18 protein-coding genes, 3 pseudogenes and 1 other annotated feature are annotated in these 22,689 nt (G+C 60.8%); of the genes and pseudogenes, 16 read left to right on the top strand and 5 right to left on the bottom strand.

The window, feature by feature from the left end:
- Nucleotides 1-5: 5 nt before the first annotated feature.
- Nucleotides 6-1,607 (bottom strand): acyl-CoA carboxylase subunit beta, encoded by a 1,602-nt coding sequence (locus MCHLDSM_RS07410; protein ID WP_048469530.1) that lies wholly within the window; start codon nucleotides 1,605-1,607, stop codon nucleotides 6-8.
- A 345-nt stretch (nucleotides 1,608-1,952) separates the two neighbouring features.
- Nucleotides 1,953-2,621 (bottom strand): TetR/AcrR family transcriptional regulator, encoded by a 669-nt coding sequence (locus MCHLDSM_RS07405; RefSeq protein ID WP_048469529.1) that lies wholly within the window; start codon nucleotides 2,619-2,621, stop codon nucleotides 1,953-1,955.
- A 68-nt stretch (nucleotides 2,622-2,689) separates the two neighbouring features.
- Between MCHLDSM_RS07405 and MCHLDSM_RS07400 the strand changes: the two genes are divergently transcribed.
- Nucleotides 2,690-3,559 (top strand): metal-dependent hydrolase, encoded by an 870-nt coding sequence (locus tag MCHLDSM_RS07400; RefSeq protein ID WP_014805699.1) that lies wholly within the window; start codon nucleotides 2,690-2,692, stop codon nucleotides 3,557-3,559.
- Nucleotides 3,560-3,741: 182 nt separating this feature from the next.
- Here the strand turns inward: MCHLDSM_RS07400 and MCHLDSM_RS07395 are convergent, their stop codons facing one another.
- Nucleotides 3,742-4,374, bottom strand: a complete 633-nt coding sequence (locus MCHLDSM_RS07395; protein WP_109788765.1) for a TetR/AcrR family transcriptional regulator — start codon at nucleotides 4,372-4,374, stop codon at nucleotides 3,742-3,744.
- Between the two features lie 128 nt (nucleotides 4,375-4,502).
- On the opposite strand from MCHLDSM_RS07395, the gene MCHLDSM_RS07390 reads away from it, so the two are divergent.
- The 14 genes and pseudogenes from MCHLDSM_RS07390 to MCHLDSM_RS35860 form a co-directional block, all read left to right on the top strand.
- Nucleotides 4,503-5,357 carry an SDR family NAD(P)-dependent oxidoreductase gene (locus MCHLDSM_RS07390; protein ID WP_014805697.1) on the top strand — a complete coding sequence of 285 codons (855 nt, stop codon included), beginning with the start codon at nucleotides 4,503-4,505 and terminating at the stop codon, nucleotides 5,355-5,357.
- A gap of 12 nt (nucleotides 5,358-5,369) precedes the next feature.
- Nucleotides 5,370-6,293, top strand: a complete 924-nt coding sequence (locus MCHLDSM_RS07385; protein ID WP_014805696.1) for a hypothetical protein — start codon at nucleotides 5,370-5,372, stop codon at nucleotides 6,291-6,293.
- On the top strand, nucleotides 6,290-7,783 hold the full coding sequence (locus MCHLDSM_RS07380) for a flavin-containing monooxygenase (protein WP_048469527.1): 1,494 nt from the start codon (nucleotides 6,290-6,292) through the stop codon (nucleotides 7,781-7,783). Before MCHLDSM_RS07385 ends, MCHLDSM_RS07380 begins: the two co-directional genes overlap by 4 nt.
- A 44-nt stretch (nucleotides 7,784-7,827) precedes the next feature.
- Complete coding sequence (locus tag MCHLDSM_RS07375) at nucleotides 7,828-9,345, top strand: flavin-containing monooxygenase (protein ID WP_014805694.1); 1,518 nt, start codon at nucleotides 7,828-7,830, stop codon at nucleotides 9,343-9,345.
- 5 nt (nucleotides 9,346-9,350) lie between these two features.
- Nucleotides 9,351-10,307, top strand: a complete 957-nt coding sequence (locus MCHLDSM_RS07370; RefSeq protein ID WP_081495204.1) for an alpha/beta hydrolase — start codon at nucleotides 9,351-9,353, stop codon at nucleotides 10,305-10,307.
- Nucleotides 10,308-10,389: 82 nt separating this feature from the next.
- Complete coding sequence (locus MCHLDSM_RS07365; protein ID WP_048469526.1) at nucleotides 10,390-11,958, top strand: flavin-containing monooxygenase; 1,569 nt, start codon at nucleotides 10,390-10,392, stop codon at nucleotides 11,956-11,958.
- Between the two features lie 89 nt (nucleotides 11,959-12,047).
- Entirely contained in the window at nucleotides 12,048-13,505 is a 1,458-nt protein-coding gene (locus MCHLDSM_RS07360; protein WP_014805691.1) for a cytochrome P450, read from the top strand.
- On the top strand, nucleotides 13,502-14,155 hold the full coding sequence (locus tag MCHLDSM_RS07355) for a transglutaminase-like domain-containing protein (RefSeq protein ID WP_014805690.1): 654 nt from the start codon (nucleotides 13,502-13,504) through the stop codon (nucleotides 14,153-14,155). The genes MCHLDSM_RS07360 and MCHLDSM_RS07355 overlap by 4 nt, the downstream gene beginning before the upstream one ends.
- A 26-nt stretch (nucleotides 14,156-14,181) precedes the next feature.
- Nucleotides 14,182-15,801, top strand: a complete 1,620-nt coding sequence (locus tag MCHLDSM_RS07350; protein ID WP_085980922.1) for a fatty acid--CoA ligase — start codon at nucleotides 14,182-14,184, stop codon at nucleotides 15,799-15,801.
- Nucleotides 15,802-15,839: 38 nt separating this feature from the next.
- Nucleotides 15,840-16,985: an acyl-CoA dehydrogenase family protein gene (locus MCHLDSM_RS07345; protein WP_048469525.1), complete on the top strand. Its 1,146-nt coding sequence runs from the start codon at nucleotides 15,840-15,842 to the stop codon at nucleotides 16,983-16,985.
- 46 nt (nucleotides 16,986-17,031) lie between these two features.
- Complete coding sequence (locus tag MCHLDSM_RS07340; protein ID WP_048469524.1) at nucleotides 17,032-18,090, top strand: BtrH N-terminal domain-containing protein; 1,059 nt, start codon at nucleotides 17,032-17,034, stop codon at nucleotides 18,088-18,090.
- A 93-nt stretch (nucleotides 18,091-18,183) separates the two neighbouring features.
- Complete coding sequence (locus MCHLDSM_RS07335; protein WP_014805686.1) at nucleotides 18,184-18,594, top strand: SCP2 sterol-binding domain-containing protein; 411 nt, start codon at nucleotides 18,184-18,186, stop codon at nucleotides 18,592-18,594.
- Nucleotides 18,595-18,751: 157 nt separating this feature from the next.
- Nucleotides 18,752-19,858 carry an NDMA-dependent alcohol dehydrogenase gene (locus MCHLDSM_RS07330; RefSeq protein ID WP_048469523.1) on the top strand — a complete coding sequence of 369 codons (1,107 nt, stop codon included), beginning with the start codon at nucleotides 18,752-18,754 and terminating at the stop codon, nucleotides 19,856-19,858.
- Between the two features lie 200 nt (nucleotides 19,859-20,058).
- A pseudogene (locus tag MCHLDSM_RS35860) lies at nucleotides 20,059-21,106 on the top strand (transposase); the annotation flags it as partial.
- Between the two features lie 221 nt (nucleotides 21,107-21,327).
- Here the strand turns inward: MCHLDSM_RS35860 and MCHLDSM_RS07320 are convergent.
- On the bottom strand, nucleotides 21,328-21,696 hold the full coding sequence (locus MCHLDSM_RS07320) for a hypothetical protein (protein WP_234713912.1): 369 nt from the start codon (nucleotides 21,694-21,696) through the stop codon (nucleotides 21,328-21,330).
- A gap of 174 nt (nucleotides 21,697-21,870) precedes the next feature.
- A pseudogene (locus MCHLDSM_RS35855) lies at nucleotides 21,871-22,175 on the bottom strand (transposase); the annotation flags it as partial.
- A 53-nt stretch (nucleotides 22,176-22,228) separates the two neighbouring features.
- Here MCHLDSM_RS35855 and MCHLDSM_RS07310 point away from each other — a divergent pair.
- A pseudogene (locus MCHLDSM_RS07310) lies at nucleotides 22,229-22,689 on the top strand (transposase); the annotation flags it as partial.
- Nucleotides 22,500-22,628 (top strand) — a sequence feature (AL1L pseudoknot). Its footprint overlaps the pseudogene before it by 129 nt.

Raw genomic sequence — 22,689 nt, 5'->3', positions numbered from 1 at the left:
CGCCATCACATCCGGAACACGCCGTAGCCACGCTGGCCACGGACCTCGCCGTTGTGGATCACCGACAGGCAGAACCCGAGAACGGTCCGCGTATCGCGGGGATCGATGATCCCGTCGTCGTAAAGGCGGCCGCTGTTGGCCAGTGCGACGGATTCGCGCTCGATCTGTTCCTCGACGGCGGCGCGCATCTGGGCGTCGGCCTCCTCGTCGAAGGGCAGCCCGCGGTCGGCGGCGGACTCGCGCGCCACGATGGACAGCACTCCGGCCAGTTGCGCCGGACCCATCACGGCCGACTTCGAGTTAGGCCAAGCGAATAGGAAACGCGGCGAGTACGACCGCCCGCACATGCCGTAGTTCCCGGCACCGTAGGACGCACCCATGGTGATGGTCACGTGCGGAACTGTGCTGTTGGACACGGCGTTGATCATCTTGGCGCCGTCCTTGATGATGCCGCCCTGCTCGTACTCGGCACCGACCATGAAACCAGTGGTGTTCTGCAGGAAGATGAGGGGGGTGTCGATCTGATTCGCCAGTTGGATGAACTGCGAACCCTTCTCGGCCTCCTCACTGAACAGGATGCCCCGTGCGTTTGCGAGGATGCCGACCGGGAAGCCGTGGATCGAGGCCCAGCCGGTGACGAGTGACGTGCCGTAGAGAGGTTTGAACTCGTCGAAGGCCGAGCCGTCGACCACTCGGGCGATGACGTCGCGGGGGTCGAAGGGCACCTTCGGATCGACCGACGCGATGCCGAGCAGCTGATCGGGGTCGTGCACCGGCGGGTGCGGCGGCGTGGTGGGTCCGGGGCCGCTCTTCCGCCAGTTGAGCCGCGCCATGATGCGACGGCCGATGCGGATCGCATCCTGCTCGTCCTCGGCCATGTAATCGGCCAGCCCCGAGGTGCGGGCGTGCATGTCGGCGCCGCCGAGCGACTCGTCATCGGAGACCTCGCCCGTGGCCATCTTGACCAGCGGCGGACCGCCGAGGAACACCTTGGAACGGTTGCGCACCATCACGACGTAGTCGCACATGCCCGGGACGTACGCACCTCCCGCGGTCGAGTTGCCGAAGACCAAGGCCAGTGTCGGCAGCCCCGCTGCGCTGTGCTGTGTCAAGTCGTGGAACAGCTGTCCGCCGGGCACGAAGATCTCTGCCTGCGTGGGCAGGTCGGCGCCGCCAGACTCGACGATGTTGATGATGGGCAGCCGGTTCTCCCGCGCGATGGCCATGCCGCGGAACACCTTGCGGAAGGTATAGGGGTTCGATGCGCCGCCGCGGACGGTGGGGTCGTGGGCGATGATCATCGACTCGATGCCCTCGACCACGCCGATGCCTACCACCACGCTACCGCCGACGGGGAACTTACTGCCCCAGGCGGCGAAGGGGCATAGTTCGAGGAACGCCGTGTCGGGGTCGAGCATCAGCTCGATGCGCTCGCGGACAAGCAGCTTGCCCCGCTTACGGTGGCGCGCAACGTATTTCGCGCCGCCGCCGCCGTTGACCAGCGCCAGTTGCTCCGCGATGGTGTCGAGTTGCGCGCTCAGTCCTTCGCGGTTCTTGAGATAGCCGGGCGCGGTGTCGTCGACCCGATCGGGCAGGACCTGTACCAAAGTTTTCCCTCCAAGCGACCATCGACGTCGATCTACTAGGCGCTGATGTTAGCCGCAATTAACATCAGGTGACAACGGTGCGGGGCGGGCGTCGGATTTGTTCCGCGCCGTGGTTCCGTCGGATGGCGAGGATCGAAGCGGTGCGTTTCGCTGCAGATCGAGCGATCGAAGGAATTGACTGGGGAGGGACGGCACACAGGGCCCGTGCGAGGTCGTATCGAGTTCCTCGTCCGGCGCGCGTGGAGTCTACGGTTCACGATCTCGGGTGAACACCCGCAGCGATTGTCAGTGTCGCGCCATGCCCTTCAGCCAATTGAGTAGTGCATAACGCCGGTCGGCCAGAATCTATTCCTCAGCTGCGGCCAGCCGCGGAGCGGCCTGATCAGGTGCCTGCCCGAGGGTATACAGCCCGAGACTGCCGAGAAAACCCGCACCGTGCTCGATAAGCATTTCAGTCGAGAGGTTCAGTTGTCCGTCTATCCAGCGACGGAGTATCTCGAACAGGCCCCCGACACCGTAGGTAGCGGCGAGATCTGCGACTTGAAGCACATCGCTGGGTATATCGAGGTGCAAACGGGCCTCTCTGAGGACCAGCTCCGCAAAATCGGTCATCAGTTCGCTTCGCAGTTGCCGAAGAAGGGGTTCTGCGCCCGACTCGACAAACAGTATGCGGGCCATGCTGGGATCGTTCTCGATCACCTGAACCAGGGCCTTGATCGGAGCGTAAGCGAGTTCTTGAGGCGCAACCGTGTCGTCCGGAATGGCGCTGGTTACCACCGCTTGGAAGGTGGCGGAGATCTTGGCAAATACCGCGTGCAACAGCGCGTCTCGGTCGCGAAACTGCTGGTAGAAGTACCGGCTCGTCACTCCTGACTTCGCACACACGGCGGTCACGGTGCACGCGGCAGCTCCGTGGGTGCCCATGATTGAGACTGCGGCATCAATCAACATCATCCGGCGCTGCGCATCGCGTTGAGCTGCGGACAGCCCGCCATAAACACGTGCTGGACTCATGTCCTACAGTCTGGCAGTCTTATCTGACAAGGTATAAAGTCAGATACAACTTCGAGGAAGGACCTCAAATGTCGGAAGATCAAGCCCCGACCAGGACCCGCGTGCTGCCAAAACCCAGGCGTGTTCGTTTTCCGATGCCGACCTCCACGAAGCGGCAACATTTTGTCGATGGCGACCTGGTGATGAGCCATTTCATCTCGGTGCTTTCTGCGACGTTCCCGGAAGGCGAGGATTTCTTCATCCGCTCGGTCAGGAACTTCCAGAGTTCCATCGAGGATCCCCAATTGGAGACAGCGGTCAAGGGTTTCATCGGACAAGAGGCCACACATCGACACCAGCATCGTCTCCTCAACGAGCGACTCCAGGTCATGGGGTATCCGACCGCGCGAATCGACCGTCATGTCGCACGCCTGATCAAGCGATTGGAACGGCGCTTTTCGCCGGAAATGCGGCTGTCCATGACGTCCGCGTTGGAGCACTACACCGCTACGCTGGCAGAAATCATTCTTACCAGCGAAGACGCCCAGAAGCTCATCGGACAGACAGAGGTTCGACCGATTCTGCTGTGGCATGCCTTCGAGGAGTCGGAGCACAAAGCGGTTGCCTTCGACGTCTATCGGCTCGTGGGAGGAACCGAGCGCACCCGTGTACGGGGCATGCGGATCGCTTCAGTAATTCTGTTCGGCGAACTCATTCTGCAGACTGCCCTGTCCATGGCCGCTGATAGAGCCTCGTATAACCCGGTCACGTTGGTGCGCAGTCTGTACCGCTTCAGTCGCACCCCGATGTTCACCGCCGATGCGCTGCGGCGATTCCGTTCCTACAACCGCCCGGGTTTCCATCCTGATGATTGGGACAGCGCCGCGGTCCTGGAGCGTTGGAGCAAAGAACTGTTCGACCAAGACGGTTCACAGAGAGTTATCGCTCAGCCGGGATAGCAAAGGTACGGAAGTTCGGCGACGCAGGAGCACCGTTCCTGCGTCGCTCCTTCCGAACAGGGTGTGACGCGCCGGCGACTCACGGATTCGGTGCTTGGTAGCCGGGCGAGACGGCGGTCGGACCCGCAAATGCGGTTCGCAGCGATCGCCACGGGGCTGGCTGGCCCTGTTGTGAGCCTCGATCAGTCGCTGACGACATAGCGTTGAGCCAGGGTTTCAGCAAGTCTGCTAGTGTGCGCGACCACTTCCTTCTCGGTCACCGCGAGCAAACCCGAGTGCCAGGCGGTGATGACTTCGACGAACCCCCCGACAGCGATCAGAGTGTCCATGCGAAGGGCTATCTCGTCGGCATCTTGTCGGAGGTGTGGCCGGCTTGCCTCAACGACTAACTGCGTTGCTTCCTGTAGCGCCACGGCGCGGCGGTCTTGCAGCGGTGAGCTACCTACGTGCTGAGCGAGGAGGATGTGTGCTCGGCCGGGATCGCGTGCGATCCGGTCGACCACGATGGTGATCGCTGCGGTGATTGTTTCGATCGGCGGCCGATTCGCACGCTCGTTGAAGAGCGCGGCGACCTCGCCGAGCATGTCGTTGCGGACGCCATCCCACGCGGCAACGAGCAGCTCATCGCGCGTCTTGAAGTCCTCGTAGAAGTATCGATCGTTGAGCCCTGTGCGGGCGCATACTCCGCGCATAGTGACCGCGGCCCAACCGCTCTCACTCCAAATCTCGGTTGCGGCCTCGATCAATTGCTGCCGTCGTTCTGCACGACGCTCGGCCCCGGTCCGACCACCCCAGCGCTTATTTCTCGACCGCACCTCTCCATCTTGACAAGGTGCTCGGTCCACGACAAAACTGGTGGCATGCGACACCAATGGTGGCTGGTGCCCCCAGATGAGAGTTCCCTCACAGCAGACGTCAATGTCGCGACCCGAAAGGCAGACGAATGAGATTGCTGCCATTCGGCGGCGCACCAGGCAGAACGCACCGAGCCGATGCAGTCGTTACGGGCGCAGGAAGCGGTATCGGCCGCGCATTCGCCGTTGAGCTTGCACGCCGAGGCGGACGCGTGGTGTGCGCTGACAGAGATCCCGTCACCGCAAAAGAGTCGGCAGAGTTGGTGAGGCAGGCTGGCGGCGAGGGCTTCGACATCGCATGCGACGTCACCGATCTTGAGCAGATCCGCAACCTCGCTGATGTGAGCGAAGACTGGTTCGGGAAGGCCGCGAGCCTCGTCATCAACAACGCCGGAATCGGTGCAGGCGGCAACCGCATCGGCGCGACGTCAATCGAGGACTGGAAAGCGGCGATTTCTGTCAACCTCTGGGGCGTGATCTACGGCTGCGAGACTTTTGTGCCTCGGCTCCGGAGCAATGGGCATGGCGGAGTCATCAATGTGGCGTCCGCAGCGAGCTTTGGCTCGGCCCCTCGGATGGCGGCTTACAACGTCAGCAAGGCCGGAGTGCTCGCTCTGTCGGAGACACTGGCGGCCGAACTGAGCGGTACTGACGTCAACGTCACAGTGCTTTGTCCCACCTTCGTGAAGACGAACATCGCCAATAATCCTCACATCGACGAGGCGGCTGCACGACTCGCGACCAACCTGATGAAATGGACCGGCATTTCGCCACAGCACGTTGCTCGAACGACGTTGAACGCGCACGATCGCGGACGAATTTATGTAGTACCCCAACTCGATGCCAAAGTCTTGTGGCAACTCAAGAGAGCCCTACCCGGTCCTTTTACACGCACGCTGGGCCTCGTGGAGCGCATGGCCTCAAGGAACGATTCAGCCGAGTAGAGGAGCAGGAAAATGGCTTTCGCATACAGCGACATGCTCGAGACAATCAAGAACAAGCAATGGGCTCTCGCCGATATCGATTGGGACGCCCCTGGCGCGGAACTGATCACCGATGAACAGCGTCCCACACTCAAGCAATTCATGTCCGACGTGGTGTGGATTGAGCATGTTGGAGCACGTGCCTTCGCCGCGATGGCTCCGAAGGCGCCATTCGAAGCGCTCGGAGACATTTACCGTTACTTTCACGCCGAGGAGCAGCGTCACGCCAATGCCGAACTTGCCCTGATGCGTCGCTGGGGCATGCTGGAGGAAGGCGAGAAACCGGTCCCGAACAAGAATATTCGGCTGGTGATCGAATGGTTGGACCGTTATGCCGAAGCCCTGCCCCTGACCGTCATCGGGGCCGCGATTCCGGCACTGGAGACTGCGCTCGATGGAGCGCTGCTGAAGTTTCTCCTCGATGAGGTTGACGACCCTGTGTGCGGGGAGGTGTTCAACAAGGTCAACAGCGACGAATCGCGGCATCTCGCGGTTGGCTTCCAGGTCTTGAATGACCTGGGCGCCAGCCCGATGCGAATCCACGCCATTCAAACTGCGGGTGCTCTGGTCGACCCGCGCATTCTCACCGGCGCGTTGCTGTATATCCCGCTCCTGACGCGTATGTTGATGAATCTCAACGCTATGGGTCTGTCCGAGGAGAAGTTATACAATGCAGTGACGCGGTATGCCAATGTCGGCGACCGGAGTGAGCATACGCGGAGGGTGCCCGGTTATCACATCTTGAAGGCGCACATGTCGTCTTCCATCAAGCGGTCCCAGCCTCTGCACTTCGTGTCTCAGCGCCTTGGCAATGCGATTGATGTTTTCCCTGTTCAGATTTTCGGTCGGCCGCCATCCTGGACGGACGAACTGACCTACGAACCGGTTGCCAAATGACAGGCACCACGACGACGTTGATCGTCGGCGCCGGGTTCGCAGGTATCGGTGCGGCGATCAGACTGCTTCAGGAGGGCACGGATGACTTCGTCATCCTGGAACGGTCAGATCGCGTTGGAGGCACCTGGCGAGACAATACTTATCCCGGTGCGGCCTGCGATATTCCCTCGCTTCTCTACTCCTACTCGTTCGAGCCGAATCCGGGCTGGACTCGTACCTACTCGGGGAGCGCTGAGATCCTCGAATATATCGACGAGATCGTCATTAAGTACGACCTTGCCCGGTTCATCCAGTTTGATACCGATGTAACCGCCTTGGAATTCGATGAGGGTGCCGGCATCTGGGTGGCCGACACGGCCGACGGAACGCGTTATCAAGCTCGTTCGGTCGTGATGGCCAGTGGACCACTTGCCGACGCGAGCTTTCCGGATATTCGAGGTATCGACTCGTACGAGGGAAAGAAAATCCACAGCGCTCGATGGGACCAGGGCTACGACCTCCGCGACAAGAGGGTTGCAGTCATCGGGACGGGCGCGAGCGCGGTGCAGATCATTCCTGAGCTCGTGAAGTCGGCTGCGTCGGTCAAAGTCTTCCAAAGAACGCCCGGCTGGGTATTGCCCAGGTTTAACTTCAAGCATCCGGCTTGGGCGCGCTCGACCTTTAAGCAATTGCCGGCGAGCGAACAGGCGCTCCGTGACGCTTGGTTCTGGGCACACGAAGTGATGGCAGTGGGTATGGTCTGGAACACCGCCGCGACATCGGCGATACAACTGATGGCGAAGGCTCATCTGCGTCGGCAGGTGAAAGATCCCTGGTTGAGACGTCAATTGACGCCCCATTTCAGAGCAGGTTGCAAACGTATGCTCATGACCAGCGATTATTATCCTGCGCTACAGTCGGATAACTGTAAGCTGATCAGTTGGCCGATCGCCACGTTGTCACCGAACGGTATTCGGACCGCTGACGGTGTGGAGCACGAGGTGGACTGTATGGTGTTTGCCACTGGCTTCGATGTGGCCAAACGTGGCACCCCGTTCCCGATCAGCGGCCTCGGTGGTCGGAAGCTCGGCGATGAATGGTTCTTGGGGCGATACGCCTTCAAGAGCGTGAGCGTGGCCGGGTATCCGAATTTGTTCTTCACTTTCGGACCGAATTCCGGGCCAGGCCACAATTCGGCGCTCGTATATATGGAGGCCGCAATTGACTATATAGTCAAGGCGATCAAGCTCCTTCAGCAAAATGACATCGGTACTTTGGATGTGAGGGAGGATCGCCAGGACCGCTATCACTCCGAAATTCAGCGCCGCCTTCGACGTACAACATGGAATTCTGGCTGCAGCAGCTGGTATTTGACCGAGGACGGCTACAACGGGACCATGTACCCAGGTTTCGCGACCCAGTTTATGAGAGAACTATCCCACTTGGATCCTCATGATTACGTGATAACCCGGCGCGACGATACACACCTCGAGCTGACGCAATCACTCTGAATACAAATTTGCAAGGCTGACCGTCAGAACGGTGAAATACAGCAATGGATCGCAAGTCCGACCGTAATTACGAGATAATCATCATAGGAGCTGGATTTTCCGGCATCGGGTCTGGCATTAGCTTGATGAAGGCGGGATTTACCGACTTCTTGATGGTTGACGACGCCGATGGCGTAGGTGGTACGTGGCACTGGAACACCTATCCCGGTATCGCGGTCGACATACCGTCGTACAGTTATCAATTCTCATACGAAATGCGGCCCTCTTGGTCGCGTACATACGCCCACGGCAACGAGCTCAAAGCCTATGCGGAGCAATGCGTTGAAAAGTACGAGCTTGGAGACCATATTCGTTTCAATACAACCATCACCGCAGCTTGCTTTGACGAAAATGCAACATTTTGGCGTCTGACGACCGCAAAAGGTGAGGAGATCACCGCACGCTTCGTGATCAATTGCTCCGGCGTTCTCAGTCGGCCGAAATGGCCTGAAATCAAGGGGGTGCGAGATTTCGCCGGCGTTACGCTCCACACGGCTAGATGGGACGATACCAAAGATCTCAGCGGGAAGAGGGTCGCAGTAATCGGTACCGGTGCGTCAGCCGTGCAACTGATACCCGAAATCGCAAGAAAAGCAGAGAGTCTGACGGTCTTTCAGCGAACTCCAATTTATTGTCTGCCCAAGCCAGACTTCCCAATACCGACGTGGGCTGGAAGGCTTCTACATTTCCTGCCGGGGGCACAATTGGCGACCCGGACCGCGAGCCAGGCGTTCGTAGAAATCACTTTCCCAATCGCCGCTCACTTTCATACGGTGATACCGTTCGCCGATGTCATGGAGAGCGCCGCAAAGCGGTACATGCGGCGTGAAGTCCATGACCCGACGACGAGAGAACAACTCATTCCGCGCTACTCGTTGGGCTGTAAACGACCCAGCTTCCACAATTCCTATCTCGCAACGTACAACCGGTCCAACGTTTCGCTCGAGACGAGCGGCATAACCCATATCGACCATGCATCCGTCCATACTCGAGACGGCAAAGCTCATCCCATTGACGTCTTGATCCTGGCCACCGGCTTCAAAGTGATGGAGTCGGGCAACATGCCAACGTACGTGTTGAAGGGACGCGGCGGGCTGGAGCAGGCTACATGGTGGGACGAGCATCGACTGCAGGCCTTCGAAGGGGTGAGCGTCCCGGGATTTCCGAATCATTTCAACATCTTCGGTCCCTACGGCTACAACGGCGCCTCGTACTTCACGCTCATCGAGGCGCAGAGTCGGCACATCGTCCGCTGTCTTCGTCGCGCGCGGGCACTGGGTGCGAGCCTCGTCGAGGTTAAGAAGGAGGCGAATGACCGTTACTTCGCCGAAGTGCTGAGTCGTCGTCACAGGCAGGTTTTCTGGCAGCCGAGCTGTTCCAATGCCAACAGCTACTACTTCGACAAGCACGGCGACGTTCCACTCCGTCCATCAACGACTCTGGAGACGTATTGGCGAAGCCGCACCTTTCGCCTCTCGGACTACCGATTCGAGAATCGGCCCGAGGAGGTGTGTCCCCGGTGACCAGAATGGATGCCCCCGACTGGCAGCCCAGCCTTGCCAGCCATCTCGTCGCGATGTCCTCGCGAACCACGCTGCGCCCACTGACACAGCTGATGCCATCAAACGCCTACGGACTTGCGGTGATGGATCGCGTGCTGCGAACAGCGCTCGTCGCCTCACGGCCTCGGCGCGGCGTCACAGTGCGCAAGGTTGACACTGTATTCGCCGGAGGCCCGGTTCGTGGGGACTGGATCACCACACCTGTGATACATCCGCATGCGAACCCATTGCTGTACATCCACGGCGGTGCCTATTCTATGTGCTCGCCGGAGACGCACCGCGGTCTTCTCGGCGAACTCGCCTCCGCAAGCGGACGCCCAATCTTCGCCGTCAAGTATCGACTTGCGCCACGATATCCCTATCCCGCAGCCGCGGACGATGCACTGAACGCGTATCGCTGGCTTACCAGCGGAGGGTCCCCAGGTTCTTGCCAGCGCACCGTCGCGGTTGCCGGAGATTCAGCGGGCGGTCAGCTCACGATGGCCACGGCCTTGGGCGCACGTGCAGCTGGATTGCCGCTCCCTGATGCGATGCTGCTGATGTCTCCCGTCCTGGATCTCAGGTGCGAACTCGCCAGAGCGCGTGAACTTCGCCGCCGGGATCCTTTTGCCTCCGCTCAATCAGCGGCGCGCGCTCTTGACCTCTACGTAGGTGGTGCAGATCGCGGAGATCCGCGCCTCAGCGTGCTTGACGCGGACCTCACCTCGATGCCGCCGATCCTCATTCAGGTGGGCGGGAGAGAAATGTTGATCGATGACTCGCGCCGTCTCGCCGAGCGACTTCAATCAGCTGGATCCCACGTCGAGATCCAGGTATACCGGGGACAGATCCATGTATTCCAGGCTATGTTCCGGATTCTTCCCGAAGCCCGAGACGCGATTCATCGAGCGGGACGCTTCCTTGAAGCCTCGGGAGTCAGGTGAAAGTGTCCGAACAGGCAATGCACCTACACCTACACTTACACCACCTCCACCGCCGCAGCGTGAAGTCAGTCGTCTCTGCCTCATGAGCAGCAACTTCGCGACGGCCTGTCGCGCATACGATCCGTCGATCGTGATCATCGGGGCCGGCTTCGCCGGGGTTGCGATGGCCCACCGGCTGAAGAAGGACGGGTTCACGAACTTCACGATCCTGGAAAAGGCTGCAGACATCGGGGGTGTTTGGCGTGACAACACCTATCCGGGAGCGGCCTGCGACGTGCCGTCAGCGTTGTACTCACTCTCGTACAAGCCCAATCCTCGTTGGTCACGGCGGTATGCCGAGCAACCCGAGATACTCGAGTACCTCCAACGACTCGTGGAGAGTGGCGGACTGGCCGCACATCTGCGCACACAGACCGAAGTTGTCGACCTGACCTTCGACGATCAGTCCGGGCGTTGGACCCTGGCCACGAGCTCGAACGAGACGATATGCTGTGATGTCGTCGTCTCGGCCGTGGGTCAGCTCTCCTTACCCCACATACCGGATATCGCCGACGCAGACACCTTTCAGGGGCCGCGCTTTCATTCGGCGCGTTGGGACCGATCGGTTTCGCTTCGCGGCAAGCAAGTAGCCGTCATCGGCACAGGGGCAAGTGCGGTCCAATTCGTGCCACACATCGCCCGCGAGGCAGAGCATGTCACGCTGTATCAGCGCACGGCTCCGTGGATCTTGCCGAAGTGGGACAGCAGGTATGGAGTCCTTCACCACAGGGTGAGCGAATTATTGCCGATGGCGCTGCGCCTCGAGCGTTTCGCGGTATGGCTACTTTTCGAGTTGCTCGCTGTGACGCTAGTCGACGCGAAGCCCCTCTCACGCGTTCTCGGTGCGATCGCGCGCCGCCACCTACATCGGCAGGTTGCCAGCCCATCTCTGCGCGAGCAATTGATGCCTTCCGACGCGCCAGGGTGCAAGCGAGTGCTGTTCTCGAATGATTACTATCCAGCAATCGCGAGTGATCGCGTGTCGTTGGTGCCGAAGGCTATCGCAGAGCTCTGCGACAAGGGTGTGAAGACCGTGGATGGAGAGTTTCGTCCTGCAGATGTCGTGATCTACGGAACCGGGTTTCGCGCCACCGATTTTCTCGCCCCGATGTCCGTGCGCGGCTCTCGCGGAGTCTCCTTGGCCGAGGTGTGGAAGACCCAGGCATACGCATATCTGGGCATCACTGTCCCCATGTTCCCGAACTTGTTCCTGCTTTATGGTCCCAACACGAATGTGGGCTCGGGGTCGATCCTCTACATGATCGAGTCACAAGTCCGTCACATCGCAACGCTCATCAAGGTCGTGGCTGCTCATCCGGGTCATGCGGTCGAGGTCAAGTCAGAGATCGCGCAACGTTACAACACGCGCTTGAGAAGGCGACTACGGAGGTCGGTGTGGGCGCTGTGTGCGAGCTGGTATCGAACCTCGAGTGGGGAAATCCCGACGAACTGGCCGGGGCCTACCTTGGTTTATCGACTCCTCACGCGGAAGCTGCGCGGCGGCGATTACGTCTTGAGAAGGGTCGGGCGTCTAAAGGTCGGAGGCCCCGCTGCACCGAGTCTGCCGGGTCCTGGGCCGGCCATGGGTGCGAGACGCGCACTTAACTCCTAGCCCAATATTGTCCAGATATTGACATCTAGCGCGCTTATGTAAAGACTAGCGATGACACGGTCAGAGCGGCTCAGCGTCCAGGAGGAACCATGACGAATCACCGTCTCGCACCCGCCCACCACGTGAAGGAGCGGTTGTCCTCTGTGATCATGGTGCCTGCGCCTCACGCCGTCGACGACAGATGGCGTCGATGGAGCCGGGACTGGCCGGTTCGTGAACTGGCACCGGCACCCGCGGGCAGTGGATTGAAAGCCGTCCGGGGGGATGCCGGACTGCCCTTCGTGGGTCACACGCTCGACTACATCCGATTCGGCTCGGATTTCAGTCGAGAGCGCTACGACCGTCTGGGTTCGGTGTCGTGGATGGGCGCGTTCGGCACCAAGATGGTGGTCATCGCCGGCCCTGACGCCACTCGAGAGGCGTTCACGAGCGAAGCGAAGGCATTCTCTCAGGATGGCTGGTCTTTCCTGATCGACGCCTTCTTCCATCGCGGTTTGATGCTCATGAGCTTCGACGAGCACTTGATGCACCGGCGCATCATGCAGGAGGCGTTTACGCGTCCGCGCCTGACCGGATACGTCGAACAGGTAACCCCATGCGTTCGCTCGGCAGTGCCTGCGTGGCCGGTGGGCCCGTCGGTTCGTATCTACCCACTGTTGAAGGAACTCACCCTCGACATAGCTACCGACGTCTTCATGGGCGGCCGTGGCAAGGACGAGAGCGATGCCGTCAACAAGGCGTTCGTCGCTACCGTCCGGGCGGCGAGTTCCCTTGTGCGTGTTCCGCTTCCGGGAACCAGATTCCGCGCTGGTGTGCAAGGGCGGCGCGTCTTGGAGGACTACTTCTTCCGGCATCTGCCGGCCGCGCGAGCCGGTGAAACGGAGGATCTGTTCGCTGCTCTCTGTCAAGCCACCACCGAAGACGGGGAGCGGTTTTCCGACGAGGATGTGGTGAATCACATGATCTTCTTGATGATGGCGGCCCACGACACATCGACGATCACCACCACAGCGGTCACCTATTTCCTTGCCAAGTATCCGCAGTGGCAGGAGGCAGCGGCTGCGGAAGCCGATGCCGTCGGTGACGGGTTGCCGGACATCGATGCCCTGGAGAAGATGACGGTCATCGACCTCGTGATCAAGGAAGCGCTCAGACTGCTTGCACCTGTTCCGCTGGTGATGCGCAAGACGGTTCGAGATGTCGCCATCGACGGATATCACATCCCCGCGAACATTTTGTGCGCCATAACGCCTGCCGTGAATCACTTCGATCGAACGATCTGGAGTGATCCGGAGCGGTTCGATCCCTCACGTTTCGACGAGCCTCGGCGCGAAGATCAACACCACCGATTCGCCTGGGTTCCGTTCGGAGGTGGAGCGCACAAGTGCATCGGCATGCAATTCGGGACGCTCGAGGTCAAGGCGATCCTGCACAGGATGCTGCGTTCGTTCACCTGGACGGTTCCGGAGAACTATCACGTCCGATGGGACAACACTTCGCTGCCCATTCCGGTGGACGGACTTCCGTTGGAAATGAAGCGCCGATGACCATTGACCACAGGCCCTACCTCGAACCCACGGAGTTCCTTGACTGGCAACAAGATTCGGTACGTGACTTCGTGTCATCGGCGATCCGTGGTGCCTGCGGCGACACCGAGAAGGCCATCGGCATCTTCACCGCGGTCCGCGACTCCATTTGGTACGACCCCTACACGGTGACCGATAACCCGCACGCCTATCGCGCCAGCACCGTCGCAACCGCAGAACGCGCCTACTGCGTTCCGAAGGCCGTGCTCTTGACTGCAGCGTGCCGAGCGGCGGGCATCCCGGCCCGGCTGGGGTTCGCCGACGTCCGAAACCACCTCCAGACCAAGACATTGCGCGAGCGGATGGGTGGTACCGACGTTTTCGTCTACCACGGTTACAGTCTCATGTTTCTCAACGGTGCGTGGGTAAAGGCGACCCCGGCGTTCAATCGCGAGCTGTGCGCACGTTTCGGTGTCTCGCCGATCGAATTCGACGGCCGTAGCGACGCGCTGCTCCATGGTTTCACCGGTGACGGCACCCAGCACATGGAGTATCTGCGCGACCGGGGAGCCTACGACGATCTACCCCTGGCAGACATCCTGCAAGCACTGAGAACGTATTACGGCACATTCATCGACCAGCCGAACTGTCGTCCCGACCTCTTCGCCTGAAAGGGCACTACGCGATGCAAAGCACGATGCAAGATGTTCCGCTCACGGTTTCGGCGATCGTTCAGCATGCGGCAGCCATACACGGTGACAGCGAGGTTGTCACTCCGACCGGAAATGGATATCGGAGAACGCTTTACCGCATTGTGCTGGCGCGAGTGGCTCGCCTTGCCAATGCGCTGCGCAGCCTTGGCATCACTGCAGAACAACGCGTGGCCACCTTCCAGTGGAGCAACCAGGAACATTTGGAGGCCTACTGTGCGGTTCCCTCCATGGGTGCGGTGCTGCACACTCTGAACATTCGTTTGGCTCCGGAGCAACTCGCGTACATCGCCAACCATGCGAGCGATCAGATTGTGCTAGTAGATGCTTCGGTTGCGCCGTTGTTGGCTTGCGCGCTCCCGGCGATGGCGTCGGTGCACACCGTCATCGCGACCGGGGAGGGCGACCTTGCCCCGCTACAGGGATGCGGGAAGACCGTTCTGCGTTACGAGGAAGTGCTTGCCGGCCAGGAAGAGTCATTTGACTGGCCTCGGCTCGACGAGCTGTCCGCCGCGGCCATGTGTTATACGAGCGGCACCACCGGGGATCCCAAAGGGGTCGTCTACAGTCACCGTTCGACGTACCTTCACTCCCTGACCGCCTGCACGGCTAACGCGTTGTCAGTTAGCGAGGCCGACCGTGTGCTGGCCATCGTCCCGATGTTTCACGCCAATGCGTGGGGGCTTATCTACGCAGCGTTGATGTCCGGTGCGGATCTGGTGCTGCCTGACCGGTATCTCCAAGCCGAACCGTTGGTGTCGATCATCGAAGACACCAGGCCGACCGTGGCCGGTGCAGTGCCGACGATCTGGAATGACGTCGACCGATATTTGGATTCGCACCCTGACCGAGACATTTCTTCACTGCGGCTGGTCGCATGCGGGGGATCTGCTGTTCCGCTTTCCCTGATGCGGGCGTTCGAAGAGAAGTACAACGTGCCCATCGTGCAGGCATGGGGTATGACCGAAACCTCTCCACTGGCTACCGTTGCACGCCCGGCTCGCGGAGCCGACGAGACGCGACGATGGGAGATGCGCGCAAGCCAGGGTCGACCGATCTGCGGTGTCGAAATCCGGTTGCGGGACGACGACGGGAAAGACGTGCCGTGGGACGGTCGGTCAGTTGGGGAAATTCAGGCGCGCGGCCCTTGGATCACCGGTTCCTATTTCGGAGACAACGATACGGAGAAGTTCGATGAAGGATGGCTGCGTACCGGTGATGTGGGCAGGATCGACCCCCAGGGCTATCTGACACTGACCGACCGCTCGAAAGACGTCATCAAGTCAGGTGGCGAGTGGATCTCCTCGGTAGAGCTGGAAAACACGCTGATCGGGCACCCTGCCGTGTACGAAGCGGCGGTAGTCGGCGTCGCGGACGATAAATGGCAGGAAAGGCCGTTGGCGCTTGTCGTTGTCCACCCCGGAACCGACGTTGACATTGACCAACTCCGATCGTTCCTTTCGGGCAAAGTCGCCAAATGGTGGATTCCTGAGCGATGGAGCTTCGTGTCCGATATTCCGAGGACGAGCGTCGGAAAGTACGACAAAAAGGCCATCCGTGCGCGCCACTCTGCCGGCGAATACCTCATCGAAATCGAAACGTCATAACGTCGAATCCCTGGAATTCCAACAGTCGGAAGGTAATCATGTCCTCACCAATCTCTCCCTGGATGAATGCCGAATTACTCGAGCTTCGTGACCTCGCTGCGAAGTTCTTCTCGGCCGAATTGGCGCCGCATGCGAACCGCTTTGCAGACCAGCACCATGTCGACCGAGAACTGTGGAACCGAGCGGGCGAGCTGGGCCTGCTCTGCATGTCTATACCTGAGGAATACGGCGGAGGCGGTGGCACTTTCGCGCACGAAGCGGTCGTGCTTGAAGAGCAGGCCCGCATCGGTGACAGCTCATGGGGCGCGGGACTGCACAGCGGAATCGTGGCCCACTACATCCTGCAGTACGCGACTGAAGAGCTGCGCGCGCAGTGGCTTCCCAAGATGGCGTCCGGTGAAATGATCGGGGCGATCGCCATGACAGAACCGGGGACCGGGTCCGATCTGCAGAGCGTCAAGACAAAGGCCCTCCTTGACGGTGACGAGTACGTGATCACCGGCTCCAAGACTTTCATCACCAACGGCCAACAGGCCGACCTCATCATCGTTGTTGCCAAGACAGATCCGAGCCAGGGCGCTGCGGGCATCTCTTTGATCGTTGTTGAGGCTGACCGGGTGGGATTCCGGCGGGGCAAGGTTCTCGACAAAATCGGCCAGCGCGGCCAGGACACCTCCGAGTTGTTCTTCGATGAAGTGAGAGTTCCGCGCTCGCATCTACTGGGCCAGGCTGAGGGACAGGGCTTCATTCAGCTGATGACGCAGCTGCCACAAGAGCGACTCATCGTAGCGGTGGGGGCTGTCGCAGCGATGGAACTTGCCCTGGAGCAGACGCTCAAGTATACGCGTGAGCGGGAGGCGTTCGGTCGGCCTGTCTTTGGCTTTCAGAACACCAAGTTCACGCTGGCTGAAGCCGCGACCGAAACGCGCATCGCACGAGTGTTCCTCGACTACTGCATCGACCTGCACCTTGCGGGTCAACTGGACGTGCAGACCGTCGCCATGGCGAAGTGGTGGACCACTGAGCGAGCGATGAAGGTACTCGATGACTGTATGCAGCTTCACGGCGGATATGGCTACATGACCGAGTACCCCATCTCGAGGTTGTGGGTGGATCAGCGCGTGCAAAAAATCTATGCCGGCACGAACGAGGTGATGAAGGAAATCATCTCGCGTTCCCTATGACGCAGATGAGTTGCCGCCTGCACGTTAGTCACCTGGAGGAGGATTGATGGCATCGATGGTGGTGCCGTATCGCCACGACATGGGCGGCCATTGCGGATCGGGGGCTCTTCGGGATTTGACCGAATGGGCCGGGATCCGTTGGAGTGATGACACCCCGGACGAAGGCATCGTGTTTGCTCTCGGCGGGGCCCTCGACTTCTCGTATGTTCGCTCGGCGCACCTACGTCCACCGATCTACCTCGTTGGACGCAGCGCGGACCTCGAAGACGAATACTTGACCCGGTTGGGCGCGCGCTTCGAGTGTCGTTCGACAGACGACCCCGATCTCGGTTGGAAATGGGTGACCGAACATATCGATGCCGGTACGCCGGTCATGGTGTGGACTGACATCGCCGAATTACCCTATCTGAGAACGCGTCTGAGTATGAGCCGACACGATGTCGTGATCGTAGGGTACGACGACGACGAGGAACTCGCGTTCGTGGTTGATAACGATCGCGATACACCTCAAGCCGTGCCTTACGAGAATCTACGGAAGGCGCGGGCATCGACGGGATTTCCCGTCCCCACGCGGCACACCACCTACGTGGTCGAGTGGCCCGGCGCCGCACCAGATCTCGGCAATGCTGCCCGGTCGGCCTTCCGTAGGTCCGCGGACGCGATGCAGGGTTCGTGTGTGAGCGCGCCGATCACCGAGGGCTCCGATTGTGAGATTCAGGTGCGTGGATTATCAGGGGTATCGACCTTTGTGGAGGACCTCAAGCGGTGGCCGGAGATCTTTGACGACGACACCCTCGACGGTGCCTTGTTTGCGCTGAGCGCCTTCATCGAAAAGGCTGGAACCGGAGGCGGTCTGTTCCGAGATCTGCAGGCACGTGGATGTCGACGCATCGCTGAAGAGTTGAGTTTCGAACCTGCGTTCCGAGCAGCGGAGGCTGCGAAGACCGCATCTGAGTTGTGGACCGCTGTTGCGCACACCGCATACAAACGCGGTGCAGATCCGCGCCGGCGAGCGAGTGGCGCCGCGTCCCTCGCTGCGCAGTTGCCGCGAGCCGAACGTCGACTTGCGGAGGCGCTGAGGGAGGCAGGGAATTTACTCCTATGAGTCCTGATTGCCTGTGGAGGAAATCAACCTGGGTGCGACCCAACGGATTTCTTTGTGAGTGCTTGGATTGCGTCAATAGAATGGAGATTCACGATGGCTGTCTTCGCTGATGCGGAAGAGGTTTACCGCTACCTCGCCGGCATCTTTCGACGAGGTTTGGAGAACGAAGACCTTGCGAACAGACTTGCCGGGTCCGGGGTGGTGTTACGGATCCACTACACCGATCCGGACGCGGTAGTAACCGTGGATATGCCGAAGAAGGTGATAGAGACCGGCGCGGACAGTGGCGTTACACCGAATGTCGAATTGTTCATGTCCGCGGATACCGGTAACAAGTTCTGGTTGGGAAAGGTGAACTTGACCATGGCGATGGCCAAAGGAACTGTACGAGCGAAAGGTCCTGTCACGAAACTGATCAAGCTCATACCGCAGGCCAAAAACCTTTTTCCAGAATATCGGGCAATCCTCGAAGCCGACAAGCGTCACGACCTGCTCGATGTGTGATGTCAGTCCGGTGTACGAGACCGGGCGCGGGCGAGCGGCCGCCGCGGCCCCTGGGCGACGTGCCCGGAGATCATTCACGACAGTTCGCGGTATCGCCGTGCGCGGTCGGGGTAACTACTTCAGAAGCGTCATTAGATAGAAAAGAAGGGACTTCAGCATGAAGACACGTGCCGCTGTTTTGTGGGGCTTGGAGCAGAAGTGGGAGGTCGAAGAAGTCGAGTTGGATCCGCCAGGTCCCGGGGAGGTCCTCGTGCGGCTGACGGCCACCGGCTTGTGCCATTCCGACGAACATCTGGTGACCGGCGACCTCCCGATCCCATTGCCGGTAGTAGGGGGCCATGAGGGTGCCGGCACAATCGTGGAGTGCGGCGCAGGGGTTGAGGATCTGTCCGAAGGTGATTCTGTCATCTTGACCTTCCTTCCCTCGTGTGGGCGCTGCTCGTACTGCGCGCGCGGCATGGGCAATCTCTGTGAGTTGGGAGCGGCGCTCATGATGGGCCCGCAGATCGACGGCACCTATCGCTTTCACGCACGAGGCGAGGACGTCGGGCAGATGTGTTTGCTCGGAACGTTTTCCGAGTACACCGTGGTGCCGCAGGCATCCGTGGTCAAGATTGACGGCGGAATCCCGCTGGATCGGGCAGCCTTGATCGGTTGCGGCGTCACGACGGGCTACGGATCTGCGGTGCGGACTGGGGAGGTGCGCGCCGGGGACACCGTCGTGGTAGTGGGAACAGGCGGGATCGGAATGAATGCGATTCAGGGCGCGCGAATCGCGGGGGCGCTAGCGATTGTGGCGGTCGATCCGGTGAAGTTCAAGCGAGAGCAAGCGAGCGGGTTCGGTGCGACGCACACCGCCGCCTCGATGGATGAAGCTTGGTCGCTGGTCAGCGATATGACGCGGGGCAAGCTGGCCGATGTCTGCATCCTCACCACTGATGTGGCTGAGGGCTCTTATACCGCCGAAGCGCTGGCCTTGGTCGGAAAGCGCGGACGCGTCGTGGTTACGGCCATCGGGCATCCCGACGATTCGTCGATCTCAGGGTCACTGCTGGAGATGACGCTTTACGAGAAGCAGATTCGTGGCGCTTTGTATGGCTCATCCAATGCGCCACACGATATTCCGCGGCTGGTCGAGCTTTACTCCGCGGGGCTGTTGAAGCTCGACGAGTTGGTCACCCGCGAATACTCCCTCGACCAAATCAATGAGGGCTACCAGGATATGCGTTCAGGAAAAAACATTCGCGGGCTCGTCCGGTTCTGAGGAGAAGCATGTTCCACAGCTCGTGTTCATGTCCTTGCGCCGCTGCAGATTACACGCCGCCGGACCGCTTAGCTTAGCCTCGATCCACCGATCGAATTGCGTGGGGTTCGGGGTGTTGATATGAGGAACTGCCTCTTGAGCTGGGATGATTGGAGTTCCGACACACAGCAATCTGGCCAGCGACACGAAAGGCACTTCCGGTGCAAGTGTCGCACAGGTTCACGCTTACGTCGGCGGCGTTCGATGATGATCATCTCGTGTTGTGTGCCGGGCTGGTCCCGGTCATGACGCTGGCCGCCCAGAGCGGCTTGCCGAGGCTGCTGGCCGATAAGATCAACATCCCTGAGCCCAGGATCAAGTCCGGGTCGGCCAACCCGGCGCCGAAGTTGGCGACGCTGATCGCTGGCATGTGTGCCGGAGACAGTATCGATGATGTCGCCGTCGTCCGTGTCCGGCGGGATGAAACCCTCTCCGGCGGGGTGTATGCGCCCTCGACGATCGGATCCTGTTGCGGGAGTTCACCTTCGGGCATGCCAACCAACTTGAATCCGTGCTGCGCCACCACCTGTCCGGACTCTGCGCGCGGGTCGAACTGCTGCCCGGCGCCGACGCCCGGGCCTTCGTCGACATCGACTCGCTGCTGCGCCCGGTCTACGGCCATGCCAAGCAGGGCGCCTCCTACGGGCGTTCGAAGATTGCCGGCAAGCAGATCCTGCGCAAGGGCCTGTCTCCGCTGTGACCACGATCAGCACCGAGGCGGGAGCGCCCGTGATCGCCGGGGCCCGGCTACGCGCCGGGCGGGTCAACTCAAGCAAAGGCGCTGCCCGGATGATCGCTTAAGCTGTGGGCACTGCCCGAGACGCTGGGGTCACCGGCCAGATCGTGGCAGGTGGTGACAGCGCGTATGGCACCGGTGTGGTGGTCTCAGCCTGCCGCCGCGCCGGTGGGAGGTTCTCCCTGGCGGTGGCCAAGAACCGCTCCGTCGCCGCCGCTATCGCCGCAATCGAGCAAGGCTCCTGGACTGCGGTGTCGTATCCGGGCGCGGTGCGTGATCCCGACACCGGCGACTGGATCTTGTGCCCTTCAATCGCGCACAACCTGCTGCGCGCCATCGGCGTGCTCACTGGAGGCGCCCACGCCGTGGCCCGTGGGGCCACCCTGCGTCGGCGGATCGTCAACATTCCCGCCCGGCTGGCCCGACCCCAACGCCGACCCGTCTTGCACCTGCCATCACACTGGCCCTGGGCATAAGCATGGAAAACCCTGTGGCACAACACCATCAGTCACAACCTTGCGCCGACGCCGACGTCCACCCCCAGCGGCCACCCCCACCTGACCACCGCCGAACGGCCCGACGGAGCACGACAGGAAAAGCTGGGCAGACCAGCAGCTACCCCCTACCCACCAACAGCAAGCGCCTACCAGCCGTGGCCAGCAGCCTCACCAACAGCTTCATCGGTGAGCCGGGTTCAATTTCCTGTCTCATCTGATGCTGCAGGCCACCGGTCGGTGCGCGTTGGGGTGCGTTTCCCGCCAGGGATCCTATCGACGAACCGGCCTAGCCGCGCCACGGTGTTGTCTAGCGGGTCGACGATCTCGGTGAGTCGCTGAACGGCGGGCAGCGCCTGCGCCAGGCTGCCCGCGCTGTTGTCGATGCCCTGCGCCGCCTCGGTCAGCGTGGCGATCTCGGCAGCGATTTCCCCGGCGTTGCGGTTAAGACCGGCCGCACTCTCGGTGAGTTCGCCGATGTTCTCGGCGATGAACTGGATGGACCGCCGCAGTTTGTGCACGTCGTCGACCAGGTCGTCGGCGCGGTCGAGCAGGCGCAGCAGCGCCACGACACGTCGCCCCGTCGTCTCGCCGGCACGACGGGTCCGGGTCACGGCCGCCCAGGGTGAAGCCAACACATAATTAACGATGACACAGCTAACCATGCTGGCGCTCAACAGGCCAAGATTCCAGGACGTCGGTGTGAGGGACTATCTCGTGAAGGGTGTTTCCGGCGGTTTTCATCAGTAGGTTTCGGGGAATTGGTCGCCGAAGGTGATTGCGAACGCGTTCAGAGCAGGTTTCCACCGCATCGTCCATCGTGCCCTGCCGACACCGGTCGGGTCCAGCGATCGGGGCCACAAGTACAGGCACTTCAGCGCAGCTTGCTCGGAGGGGAGTGCCCGCGGGCCTTGATCACGCGGCGGTAACGGGCGTTGAGGGACTCGATCGAATTCGTCGAGCAGATCACCCGCCGGATCTCCACGTCATAATCCAGGAAGGGGATGAACTCGTTGCAGGCGCTGTCCCATAATCGGATCACTGCCGGGTTGAAGCATCCCGGGTTTCGTGCACACCTTCTTTTGAGGGAAGGATGGCACGATGCCGAGCAAGTACGACGAGAACACCAAGGCCAAGGCGGTGCGGCTGGTCCGCGAGCATCGCGATGACTACGAGACCGAGTGGGCGGCGATGCGCGCGATCTCGACGCGGTTGGCGATGAGCGCGGAGACGCTGCGCAAGTGGGTGCGCCAGGCCGAGGTGGACGAGGTGAGGCTGCGGGTGTGCCGACTGAGACCGCATGCGAGCTGCGGGAGCTTCGCCGCAAAACTAAGGAACTTGAGCAAACGATCGAAATACTGAAAGCCGCAACAACTTTCTTTGCGCGGGAGTGCGACCCGCAACACCGTTGATCTGCGCGTTCATCGACGAACACTGTGAGGAGTTCGGGGTCGTGCCGATCTGCCGGGCACTGGCCGTGCACGGTGTGCAGATCGCCCCGCGCACCTACTGGGCGCACGGGTCGTCGGCGCCGTCAAAACGGGCCCTGTGGGACACCACGA

The organism is Mycolicibacterium chlorophenolicum (assembly GCF_001044235.1).
Taxonomy (GTDB): Bacteria; Actinomycetota; Actinomycetes; order Mycobacteriales; family Mycobacteriaceae; genus Mycobacterium; species Mycobacterium chlorophenolicum.
The sequence above is the reverse complement of the archived record's forward strand: the minus strand, read 5'-3'. Positions and strand labels throughout refer to the sequence as shown.